The following is a 12,251-nucleotide window of genomic DNA, read 5'->3' on the forward strand; positions in this document are numbered from 1 at the left end:
CTGATTGATCATAATCCGCCGCTTTGTCCATTTACGAACGGATAGTTTGCCTCAGGTGGGTCAATTTTAAATCGGTGTTAGTGGGTCATTTTTACATCGGCGCTGACAATCTGTGGTGTCGTGTTTGATTTATTCCACGCCTTACGATCTTTCATCATCACAAAACTCATAACAGCGAACCTCCGCATCATTAGTGTATCTGGCTCATCGGCATCTGTCGCGTAGCTAGAATAATGCACCCGTAACGTATTACGCCCCAACAGACTCGCTGCCATCTTACGTCTAGGTAAAGACGGGGCTTCTTCAAGAAGCGGAGCGTCAACAATATCAGGAGTGAGGCGGGTAACGTGAAGATGGTTTAGTGACGCCTGTGCCTGACTCAACCCAAAAGCCATCAGTGCAACAAAAAGCCCTAGTACACTAACGAGGCAAGAACGCACGACAATCACCTAAACTACAACGAAATGCTCTTTAACCCCATGCGTATAAATTTGCAATTCAAATTCTCAATCGAGAATAAAAAAGAAATGATTGAGAGCCTATCCCCACATTTTCTCAATGTTCTCGTGAGTTAGGGGGATATCTGGCATTGGCTAGATTGTATCTAAAAGGCTACTTTTTCCCCGTAAGGATAATTTTCAAACATCTTTGCGATCTCTTCGAATATCAGCGCTTCACGTTTCTTGGTGCTCATCGACTCCGTAAGCTTACGATTTGATACTCCCTTCCATACGACTTGGTTAGCTTTAGTATCAACGAGTTCAACCACCAACTTGCCATATTTTCTTTCTTTGTAACGTTCAGGGCTTGTGGTCAGCACACCAAAGCTATTGCGGCCATAACCGACGCTAAAAGAGGAACCAGTAGAAACCAACTCAGACTCTTTAATGATGTCATAGTGAACATACAAATCCCCACCACTGCTCACCCTCGATAGTCCATTTGACTCTAACTGAGCAGCAATCGCCTGCTCGATTCGTCTTGCATCTAAACTGGTTGGAAGATCGGATTGCTTCCCAAAATCAAAGGTCTTAAAGGATGAAAAATCAGCTTGGCTATCAACATCAGTTGTTATCGTTGTGCAAGCCGTGGTTACCATTACAAGTAATGCTGCCAGTAAGCCTCTCCACATACACCGTTCTCCTGTTTCACCGTTTGATGCCACCATCGTGTATTAATACGTTAGTGAGAAAGTATTAAATCATTTCAATATTGAGTTTCGACTATGAACGCTCAGTGTTCAAACTTGGTATTTCGAAGTTACAAATTGAACGATATAAGGTAGAAAAACGTGATCGAGGACAATCTATTTCAATCAAAATGCCATAAACGTACACTAAACAACCACTTGATCAAAAAAGACTTTTCTTTTTCAATTTATGTGGCATATTAGCTGTGCCTTCACGATAAAGCGTACTTCGTATAATGGCTATTACCTCAGCCTTCCAAGCTGATGATGCGGGTTCGATTCCCGCAGTACGCTCCAAATCTTCTCGCTATTTTTTTCTTAAACAATCTCTAATTTTCAAATTGTTAGCGAATCTCATTTTAATTTTTTAACATCAATTTCTTGTATCTTTTTGGCTTCATGGCTCATTTGGGGACCAAATAGAGACCACGAGTCATCACTCAAAAATTTTACTCGCCGCTACTAAGTATTCAAAATCACTAGCTCAACATAACTAAAGCGAATCAACTAGCATCGCTTTCCTTGCTCTCATCTGCATCATCAACAATCTCTAACAGATCTGAAATTTCACAGCCCAAATAGCGACACAGCCTTTCTAGCGTATCAAAGTCAATTCGGTTATTTGTTTCATGATACAAGCGAGTAATCGTATTTCTGTTAATTCCGGATACCCGTACAACATCTGAGATTTTTAAACGCCTCGCTCCCATTAAGGTAGATAGATGGCACTTGATCATTTTTCAACTCTGATAATTATTTTCCTCAATTATTGCTGATGTTGTTCCTTTAGTTCCAATCCCTTACGCTAACTTTCTAGCCAAAACCTTACCAAAATGAACCTCTATAGGTACAAATTGAACTTACAAGGGATTCTTGTGATACCTATATTGTACCTATAGAAGGTCATTAATATACCGGAGGGAGCACACGCCATTTTCGTACAACTATTTGATGTGCGCCCAAGCAAAATACTTCTGACATAATCTCCATTCCCTATCTGTTATCAATGCTCTCAAAGGAATTTTACGCCTAGCGTTAAACGACTTGTTGTTCCCAAACTGGTGGGGAAAACATAAAACCACAATTGGTCTGAAAACTCCACTTCAGTGTTTCTTGAGCATATTCATCACAAACGCATGAATAGTGCGATGTTTGGAGCTAGATAGCGATTACCAGTATAAATATTAGCTAGTTCCATGCTGACTACATCTCTCCAAATACTTTCTTACACTGACGGCACTATCATATACAACCATGCTTAAGGGGTTAGCTGTCCCTTTAAGCATGGTTCACATGGCTCAGCACGTGTTGCCTCACAGAAACATAAGACGATACGAGACTTACAGGCACTGGCAACATTCGCAATTAGGGAATTGAACTATACAATAAGCTGATACTTACCTAATCCAAAGGTGGTTTTTCCCCCGATATGAAGCAACTCCCCCACCTTAAGCAGTGGCACAATACCATAAACCTCGCCATAAAAGCTTAGTTGACCTTTAATACCGCCAAATGGCAAATGCGATTGATGTTTAAACGAAAAACGCTGCCAATCCTCCCAATAGCAATGTTCTGCCACTTGCTGCGTTCCTGTTAGCGCTTTATGCGCTTCAATATACATCGCATCAAACAAGGCATCGTCTTCTACTACCCAAAATCGGCTTAACCCAGTTAAACGGCGCATTATCTGTGTACACCAAAAGTCGAGATGCGGTACCGCATGATGGCAGACCTTTCCTTGATATTTCACTCGCACTGGAGTTTCAAAAAGTAGCGAAAATTCTTGCTCTATGATGCTCGCTTGTGGAAGTGTTGTTAACCATTCTCCAAGCTGGCTAACAATAATGTTCGGCCGCAAACCATAAGGTGTAACGCTCGCAACGGAGAGCAACTCAAAAGGGACATTGTGCTTCCCTAGGCCTAGGTGTTTGTGCGTGGCTGCCGTAGTTATTGCATCAACGACCGACTCCCCACATTGCACCGCTTCACCAAACAAGGAAAGTTCAAAGCTGAATAACTCACCTTGCTGCCACTCCTGCTTGTGATCCCCACTTGGGCAAATCACATAGGGTTTAGGCTGACGATTATCATGTACACCAAACAAAATATGGTAAAGACGGCCATCGTAGTTTTTGACTACTTGTCCAAACCAACCATGCAGCATAGAGCCTTTAAAAGCCGGAAAGCGTGCCGACCGGTTAAGCCTTACCGTGATATGTAGCTTAAGAACTGGGAAGTGATCTGTCAGTAATTTAAGAGCTTTCATTAAAGTTTTTCCAGATACTTGATGGCTTTTTTACATGCCTCTTTCGCAACTTCAAATCGTTTAAAAATTACTATGAGCTCTTGAACTTGTCCTAGCGTTATCTCCTGCTGTTTTAACTCCTTAACTACTGCCAAAATATCCCTTTTTAGTTTATCTTTCGCCGAGTTAGTGAGTTGATGTTGATTCACCAGTTTAGCTTTAAGAATTTGAGTTGTACGCTCAACATAAGGCAAGTCCCTGTTTAGTAAAGCTTGCTTCAACTCTTCTTGGAGGCAATGGTACTTATTTTCATTATCAAACAGTACTTTAAGCCGCCCGCTATTGAATGCTAGACTGCTACGAATTGGAGTCTCTTCCTCCTTTCGTGGCAATAATACGCCATCAAAAGAAATATCAGGTATTGATTGCTTTTTCTCTTTAACATCAGAAAACTCACTCAATTTCATGTAATTAAATGTGTTACCACGATCCACATTCTTATCAGTCAACGCGACTAAATATCGAATTTGAGGCGATTCTTGCCAGCCTTTAGGAGATTTGAAATGACTGTTCATATGCTCAACAAATTGCGTTTTTAAGCGCTGAAGATCGACTTTACTCGTTCGATCTTGATGAGTAAAAACCAGTGAGCGACTTTCATCTATCTCGATAGAAACCGCACCTGCGCCTAACGGTTTACCATGACCGATAGTGTGTCGTGCATTTTTATAATCACCTAACGAAATACCCCACAACAGTGCGCCCAATTCTATAGGGTGAAGGTTATGAAATACTACTTTACCTGAAAAAGAATGACCCGGGCGAAGCGTTTCTAATGAAGAACAGACATCTAGGTTTTTGCTCTCTGGCTCATGATGCTGATATTGACTTTTTACTGGATAGCGCTTCCATCCTTTTAACTGAGCTTGATCGTTATCATATGTTGAATATTTCCTAGGCAAAGGTTGCTCAAGATAGGCACCAAGAAAAGTTGCCTTAGGTGAATTTAAAACTGTCGGTTTTAAGCGCTGTACCGATGTGTTTTCATCAAATGCATCCTTGTCGATTGTTGCATCAGAAAATGACACCCGACTTTTAAGGCCAATCCCTCCATCTCTTAGCGTACCAAACATCAACTCAGCCATATCGAAATAGGCATTCTCAAAATGCGCATTACTGGTGTTGTAAATGATGTCGTGTATTGAGTTTTTATATGTCATACGAGGCATTTTGGCAAAGCCAAGAGAATGTACTTGCCCCCTGTCAAACAAAACAAAGACTGGAATACCATATTCTGGATGAGGTTTTTTACGTAACGTTAATACTAGGTCTTCGTTGTGGTTTGCAAACAAGCTATCCACGAGATTTTGATTCACCACATCTGTTTTAGTCCCCGGAGCAAAAAACAAATAACTAAAATTGAGGCGTGTATCGCGATATGTTTTGCTACCAAATCGATAATCTGTGAATACTAAGTTACCCGTTTCTTGGCCACTACCGATTCGGTGAGCGCACTCAACGGTCACCGGTTTTCCTTTAGTCCCTTCAATTTCTATACAGTACTCGTCAAAAGATAATTGAGATCTTGGCTGATTAAGTGGATACGCTTTGTACTTATGAGTGGCGGTTTGCCCTTCCATCCCCTTATCTTTATCCGTAGGTTGATTAATTATCTCAATATTGTTAGGAAACGCGTTATTTAGGTCTTTGTTGAATATAATCGTATGCTTGCATACTTTTAGCTCCCATTGGGATTTCTCTGGATTAAATTTTAACCAAGCTGACTTGGCTAAACTTTCGTACCAATTATTACTAAGCTTACGCGTCGCGATAGACTTGTATTTTTCATTTTTAAAGTCACGAAATGAGAATATCTGATCATCAACATTGCTGAACTTACCAAATGAACTGATTTCAACCACACTTCTTATCGCCCCTTTCATGGTCGATCCAGGAATAATTGGATAATGCAGAGGGTCACGCGCCATTTCCACCAATGTTGAAGCGCCTTTTTTCCTATCCTGCTCCGCCCCCACACACAGCGGCGTATGGTTAGTCAAAGTGTATTCCAACACGCCAGATAGGCCATCTTTAAAGGGGACATCGTGGCTAACCAAATGCGCCCAATCTGGCATGTACACCCATTTAGAAAGCGGAACAAAATGGTAAGGGGTATGAACTTTGGCATTCATAATACGCGCTCTCCTTTGCCATTGGTAAACCCTAGTAATTGCTGTGCATGCGCCAACCAACGGCCTTGTAGATCTCCCTCCTCTTGGTATTGATACCAAAAACGGTACAGTGCGCCTTGTGCTTGTACTTTAAGATCGTTACGCAACCAAATGACTTCATCACGATAACAGTCACCACCATCACTGTCTGATTGGGTAATCAACCGGGTTAGCTGATACGTATCATCACCAAGGTAGCGCACGACTATAGAGCCATCTGAGCAAACAAGCTCGGCCTCAATGAGATCGATTCGGCCGAGTGTTGATGTGATTAGCTCAACACCATCGCGATAACATGCCCACCCCGAAGCTATCGTGTGACTAGTGAGAGAGTCGATTAACGCTTTGCTTGTTACCCTTTTCGAGCATACCTTTAAGGTTCCTTTTTGCATGGTTGGTAACGCCATACCTAAAGTCATAGCGCGATCGCTGATCTGATCATCGTTCTTTATACGCAACGCATTATAATGCTCTAAACTCATGCACCGACCTCCTTATTCTCTGCACACCAACTCGATAAGTTAACCTGCCACTGTTTTTCGTTATCCCGGATCACTAAGCTGTTCCCACGACCGCTGCCCGCCCCCATAGGTAAAAGCCCCATTTCTATGTCTTTAATGGTATCTTTAAGCGCAAGAAAAACATTCGGATCGCTTTGCAATGCTTTTTGCTGCTGAGCTAGAGGATTCAACCAAATTCGCAAGGTAAATTTTGGTTGATAAAGTAATTCCTCACTATAAAGGGCACCTTTACGTACGCCACCGGTGAAACGGTCAATCGCATTATGGTGCCTAATCACCAAGTGCTCAGGATCAAACGACAATTCGCAGTCGTCCACTATCAACATGCCAGCAAAGCTATTAAGGTGATTCGCTTCATCGGCACGACCAAACAGCACTTCAATCCCTTCCGGTCTCGTTTGCCATTCTTCGTGACTCGCTTGTGCCATATCCTCTGCCCATTGTTTGTTTCGTTTACGGTAATGGAATGCAACACGGTGTGCTAACATACCTTTCACGCTACTACCACATAAAACGGGCACCGATTTTTGCCAACTTGCGCGATTATCACTCCACTGCCAACGCGGCTCTGAGTAGGTCAAAATAGCGACCTTTTGCTCGCTACTGTAATTCTTTGTGAGTAAATCTGTGCCGGTTCCGCAGCGCCAATTATCTAATGCTTGGAGCGGCAACTCTGCGAGCAACGCATTTGGAATATCTACTTGGTGACGCAACTCGTTTTGCTCTGGCACATGCTGTGCGTTAATGTACTGGCTAAGTGCCTCTCCACTCTTTTCACCTAACGCGAGATCGAACACCCGCTCTTGGGATGCGACTAGATTAATCTGTCCTAGCCCGTTACGTGTCGAAGAACCAAATGCCATCTGACGCAGATTCCATAACAATAGCACCTCATGAGGGTTCCTCGCATCTGCCGCCTCCCAACGAATAGTGATGGAAAAGCGTGCCCCCGTTGGTAGCACAATTTGATCAAACTTATGTTGATCAATAGCGACTCCTCGGTCGTTAATCGACACTCGCTCACGATGGTGGGGTCGTGCCAAAATACTGCGTTTAAGCACTTCGTCTTGCTCAAACGTTTTTGGGTCGATAAAACCAATAGCAGGACGGTTGTCTTGATCGTGCAATACACCATTAGAGATAGAAAAACGAGAGCTTACGCGAAGGACGGTTCCATCTTTATCTTGCGTTTGCTCTTTGTTGTTGGCCGCTTCGCCAAACCAAAAACGTTGACATGCTTTACCGTAAAATTGTTCCGTTAAATGGCTCCATACCCCTGCAATTGCCGTTGCCGGAATAGTGGGCAGGCCATTGGCATCACGCGCTAACGCGGTATCAAAGTTAGTTTCCCTTTGTCCGGAACTGATCGCCATAGGGCTTACCGTTTCCACCACCAATTTCACTACATGAATCACGCTCATAACGTTCTCTCCTCGACTGCTAGAAAGCGATTGTGTTTGGCAAAACGGTTTAAATCCTGGAATACCGACACGTCATAGCGGCATAAGCGCTCTATCATCAAACTCATTCGAGCTTTAGTAAGCTGCATCACTTTTGCGTTAAGATCAGGACGCGATTGAGTCACATCAACACTTACCTTTTGTTCGGTAGCAACATCATTACGACTTTCAATTAACGCATGACTAATCAGCCCGTTTAACTGTTCAGCAAAGGTGACAAATTCTTGCCCATTATCCCAAGCTAACCCCCAGCCCAAAGGATCATTTTCCTCCTTACAAATGGCGCTTTTCCCCTTGAATAGGGCTTTCATCCAATCTTGCTCGTCGTAGCGAAACAACTCAGCAACCCGGCGCCATTGATTGCTCGACGGTCCAGCCTGATGAGCGTTTAAAATGCGGTTGTATTGACGCGCCGATTTGTAGGCGACAAACAGAGTGTTGAGATCGCGTTTTACACCATCTTCAATTTTCTGAGCACCGCGTTGCTCTTTAGCTTGCTCACTTACCCACGCAATCAAACGGCTTGTTTCTGGTGTTGCGGGCTTGATTATCGCTTGCTCGCGTTGCGGCAAATCAAACTGATGGGCATCAAATAGAGTACTCACATTTAACTTACGCTGCTGTGCCCATGTTGGGTTCACTGCGACCCATCCTAAGCCTTGTTGTTGGTTAATCCCAATCCCCTTACTGGACAACGCCTCTAACTGAGTTTGCGTCAATGTAGCATCGTCATACACCAATACTGAGCCTTTGCTAATCAACCATTGTTCAGAATCTAGCCCACCTCGCTTTTGATTGAACAATGTCGTTGTGTGCGAACGAATAAAGCTTAACTGGGCATTAAGCATTGCAGAACCATGGTATTCACAACCACAATCAGCAAGTACGTTCGCTAACGTTGGCGTTAAAGTCGGTAAACCGAACTCATCGAAACATTGGCTATCGCTTAAACACCATAGTGTAAGCTGGTTAGAGGCACGGGGCGCTGATGCAGACTGCCCTGACAATAACGTGATTTCAACTCGACCAAATTCACTTCCACGCGAGCGACCTATACGATGCACACCTTGTAGCGCATTGATTAAAAGATCATAAAGTTCTGGTGTCTCACAGGTTACCCAACCAATAAAGGTCTGATCCTTTTCGATATAGGTGTACGAGAAAAGTTGACTATCTGCAACCGCACCCGTGTCGCGATTGAGTGCCGTTTTGGTTATCCGCCCCTGCTTTACTTCACCTTGTTTGCCGTTTGCGGTGATGTATCCGGTTCGGCATTGCTTATACTGAACCGTCTCATTGCGCTCACCTAAAACAGCGTGATTTTCAACGCATGCTTGCAAAACATGCGTTAGGTTTTGTGCTCCGCCTTGTTTTGTAAAGACCGCTTCGCCTTTTGGAAAATGCCAACTGGCTGGGATTGGTAGCGTCATTTGCTCGTCATGGGCAACATACGCCGGGCCATACTTAACTGCACTAGAATGAAACATCTTCCAGCTTTGATCCGGAGTCAGTTCGCTATAACACTGCGCCGCTACCATTCCCAATATCGCACTGCCTGGGATGCAATCCAGTCCTTGGTGATTGTTGGTCGTGGCCGTAGTTTGACTGAGAATGATCGGGTCTAGTGTGGTTAACGAATAATACAGCCTCATATTAGTTTCCTCCCGATGGCATTTCATTCACTGTCACCAGCACTTCACCTAACCCACGATGCCGCTTCGCCCCCAAAGACAATATTAGATTTGCGCAGGCTTTAAGCCACGCTTCGAGTTCATTAGCCTGAACGTATGAATCATCTAGGTTGATCACGCTAATTTGCCCATATAACACCATGGGTATCGCCACTTCTATTTGGCGCAAGCTTGCGTTTTTTGCCACACCCGTTTGGCTATCAATTGCAGTAAAAGCAAGGACTCGTGTTAGGTAGCGAGTCTGCTCTGCGTGTTGAATAAAATATGCCTGCTCTGATACAGGCAACACCGCGTTAGCAAAGTGTAATATCCCTTGAGTATCGAATCCCTGCCCTGATTGTCCAAACAAGTAATTGATTAGCATAGGCGTCAGTTTTTGCTCAAACCAACCGTTTTCTTGCGCTTGATTGAACGCTTCCCGATATAGTCCTTTTATCGACTTTCCCGGCACATAAGGAAGTTGCTTCGCATCACGCAAAATTAGGGCATCTGCGTACGCGCCACCTTCTTCACCCGAACCGATGTGCCAATCTCTTTTTATATCTAGCGTCATTTCATAACGGCTCATGCACTCACCTCCGGTGTTGACTGCGATTGTTTAGGGGCTAACTCGTTACCCGTAACCACCGCACGGAAGTGATCGTAAACCAACAAATCACTGACAAAGCTGCTGAGCGTATTACCATGTTGCCAATACCAGTCATACATCATGTCACACTGAGTAGGGAACAGTGCTTTGATACACTGTGAAAAATTCTGGATTTTCTTCTTGTCTGCGCAAAGAGACAGCGCACGCTGATATACATGCTCCGCTTCGGCAAAATCACGTTGCGAGATCAACGTTGCCATTTGACGCCACTTCGCCATTGGCATCACACCGTCATCTTTGCAAAGTGCCGCTAAGTTTTTTAGTTGATTGGTTGAGCGAGGATGCTCAATAATATTTCCGGTTTCTTTTTCCAACGCTAGACGCGTGTGTTCATCCATATTGACGAAGTAACTCGACATCATTAGCTCTGCAATCCGACCATCTGAGATAGGATAGGACTGCGCTTGTTCTAGCAAAGTCGTTAACTCGCTTTGGCTAGCATTACTGACACGGTAAAAAGCTAATGCGGCAGGTCCAACCTTTTTACTTTGAGTGCCATAGACGGTTTTAGTTAACGCTTTAGCATGATCACAGAGCTGTTCAACTAAATGATGTGATTGCGCAAAGGGGTGACCCCCTTTGTGATACAAAATCCCTCCGCTGGCGGTCAAAAATTCTTTGATGCCTGAGCCACGTAAACTCACTAACGTTTTCCCTGATTGGTCACCATGGCCACAATTTCTTTCTTCGACTAGCTTATGGTTTTCATCAAACAGTGATTTAAGGGCATGTTCGGACTCCACTTTAAACTGTTCGCAAAAGGTTTCAGCAAATTCCAACGCAATGTCTGCTCGGCAGAACAGCGTTAAATCGTCCCCACCTAGCACAATAGGACGCATCGGCATGACCACTTCTTCACGTTGCTCTGCCGCCGCGACTTGGTTGTACACTTTTAAGGTCGCTATTTTCGCAGCGGCCTCCGTCGCTTTAGCTAAGGTATCGGAAAAACGACGAAACGTAGTACGGAAGATTGCTTCATCTGTGTCATCGTTGTTATTAAATTGAGCCATCACCACTTTTAGCTGACGAAGCAAAATGCCCAAGCCATTCCCGTCAATATGGATCATCGCCATATTCTTCACGGCTTCGCCTTCAAAGCGGGTGAGTCTCGATTTGTCACCATGGTAAGGAAATTGAGTGTCGAAATTGAGCGGGTACCGAACCAAATGCAGCAAATGATCAGGCGTGAAACGCTTTAAAAGGGGTGATATATCCGCGTCATTAACCGTGGATTCCCCTTCGCTAATAACATCCGCCGAATGGGTCTGGTTTAACCCGAATAAATGGTAAGCTTGGCGATGCCTTTCTGTATCAACATCCACAACCAAGTTATTCCGTTCCGGTCCGCTGCCCTCTTTAGCAAATTGGCTTGCCAATATCTGTGCTTGGCCCGTACGCTCACTTCTTGCCATTATTGTGGTAGACAATGGCAACGTCAATTTAGGTAAATTGCGGTCTGCTTGTAGCTTCCCCATTGCTTCGCTAATGGTTGCTTGCAGATCATCACCTTCACTAAAAGCATCAGTATACTCAAGAGAAGGAAATAGCTGGCTCAATGTCAGTGACCAAGCAGAACGGAGCATTAGCAGTGGTTGCTTTGATTTCGCATAAGCGTAAAACGCACCACCTTTACAACGGATAAAATGCACATCCAACGCTGAACTTAATTCTGCTTCGTTCTCTTGCTCATCATCAATATCAGAGGATAAGCCCGCACTTTGCAGTACTTGCCCAAGCACACTATTGTGATTCGAATCAACCAATCTATCTAAACGCTCACTGGCAGCTATAACATCACGCAGTTTATTCGTTTTAAATAAGTAAGCCTGTATCGACTTGGCTTCGAATAGATAACAATAGTACATGCCAACTCCTTCTGACATTGAAATAAAAAGAATTAAATAAGCGTAGACTTAATTTCAAAGATCTGCGAAACCAATTCATAAATCTATTTGCCACAATCGGATAAAAACACTTTATTGTCTCCAATGCTAATTTAAATAAGTGCTGAAAATAAACAAAACAAACTCAATTTTTTAATGCCATTTTTCGCTATTTGCACTTTCCAACTCATGGGCTATTTTTACCTAACATATATCCAATAACTGAACGCTACATTCGTAAACACACACAGCACACATGTCCATCTGTGTTTTTAATTCAATGTAACATTTTCAGTCCCGTATAAAACGAATAAGAACCGAGCGTTCTTTACTCTATTTCAGCGAATTACTGAACCAGCATCCAAAATGTTCGGTAGGTGGC

10 protein-coding genes and 1 tRNA gene are annotated in these 12,251 nt (G+C 43.6%); 1 reads left to right on the forward strand and 10 read right to left on the reverse strand.

The annotated features are described in order from the left end of the window. Positions 1-77: 77 nt before the first annotated feature. Together AK965_RS07035 and AK965_RS07040 are read right to left on the reverse strand one after the other, a co-directional pair. Positions 78-440 carry a hypothetical protein gene (locus tag AK965_RS07035; protein WP_099078959.1) on the reverse strand — a complete coding sequence of 121 codons (363 nt, stop codon included), beginning with the start codon at positions 438-440 and terminating at the stop codon, positions 78-80. A gap of 164 nt (positions 441-604) precedes the next feature. Further along, the gene (locus AK965_RS07040; RefSeq protein WP_099078960.1) at positions 605-1,132 is read right to left on the reverse strand and encodes a DUF4136 domain-containing protein; all 528 of its coding nucleotides are present in this window, start codon (positions 1,130-1,132) and stop codon (positions 605-607) included. A 279-nt stretch (positions 1,133-1,411) separates the two neighbouring features. Here AK965_RS07040 and AK965_RS07045 point away from each other — a divergent pair. After that, a tRNA-Gly gene (locus AK965_RS07045) sits at positions 1,412-1,486 on the forward strand. Positions 1,487-1,692: 206 nt separating this feature from the next. Here AK965_RS07045 and AK965_RS07050 read toward each other — a convergent pair. From AK965_RS07050 to AK965_RS07085, 8 genes are all read right to left on the reverse strand, one after another. Beyond that, the gene (locus AK965_RS07050) at positions 1,693-1,926 is read right to left on the reverse strand and encodes a helix-turn-helix transcriptional regulator (RefSeq protein ID WP_099078961.1); all 234 of its coding nucleotides are present in this window, start codon (positions 1,924-1,926) and stop codon (positions 1,693-1,695) included. 641 nt (positions 1,927-2,567) lie between these two features. Continuing rightward, a complete protein-coding gene (gene cas6 / locus AK965_RS07055; RefSeq protein ID WP_099078962.1) occupies positions 2,568-3,455 on the reverse strand; it encodes a CRISPR system precrRNA processing endoribonuclease RAMP protein Cas6 in 888 nt (295 codons plus the stop codon). Continuing rightward, positions 3,455-5,626: a TIGR03986 family CRISPR-associated RAMP protein gene (locus AK965_RS07060; protein WP_099078963.1), complete on the reverse strand. Its 2,172-nt coding sequence runs from the start codon at positions 5,624-5,626 to the stop codon at positions 3,455-3,457. Before AK965_RS07060 ends, cas6 begins: the two co-directional genes overlap by 1 nt. After that, positions 5,623-6,147, reverse strand: coding sequence for a hypothetical protein (locus AK965_RS07065; RefSeq protein ID WP_099078964.1), 525 nt, complete (start codon positions 6,145-6,147; stop codon positions 5,623-5,625). Before AK965_RS07065 ends, AK965_RS07060 begins: the two co-directional genes overlap by 4 nt. Then, on the reverse strand, positions 6,144-7,607 hold the full coding sequence (locus AK965_RS07070) for an RAMP superfamily CRISPR-associated protein (protein ID WP_099078965.1): 1,464 nt from the start codon (positions 7,605-7,607) through the stop codon (positions 6,144-6,146). Before AK965_RS07070 ends, AK965_RS07065 begins: the two co-directional genes overlap by 4 nt. After that, complete coding sequence (locus AK965_RS07075) at positions 7,604-9,298, reverse strand: hypothetical protein (RefSeq protein ID WP_099078966.1); 1,695 nt, start codon at positions 9,296-9,298, stop codon at positions 7,604-7,606. Before AK965_RS07075 ends, AK965_RS07070 begins: the two co-directional genes overlap by 4 nt. 1 nt (position 9,299) lies before the next feature. After that, entirely contained in the window at positions 9,300-9,905 is a 606-nt protein-coding gene (locus tag AK965_RS07080) for an RAMP superfamily CRISPR-associated protein (RefSeq protein ID WP_099078967.1), read from the reverse strand. Further along, on the reverse strand, positions 9,902-11,851 hold the full coding sequence (locus AK965_RS07085) for a hypothetical protein (protein WP_099078968.1): 1,950 nt from the start codon (positions 11,849-11,851) through the stop codon (positions 9,902-9,904). The genes AK965_RS07080 and AK965_RS07085 overlap by 4 nt, the downstream gene beginning before the upstream one ends. Between the last annotated feature and the right edge of the window lie 400 nt (positions 11,852-12,251).

It is taken from the genome of Vibrio sp. PID17_43 (assembly GCF_002608565.1).
Lineage (GTDB): Bacteria > Pseudomonadota > Gammaproteobacteria > Enterobacterales > Vibrionaceae > Vibrio.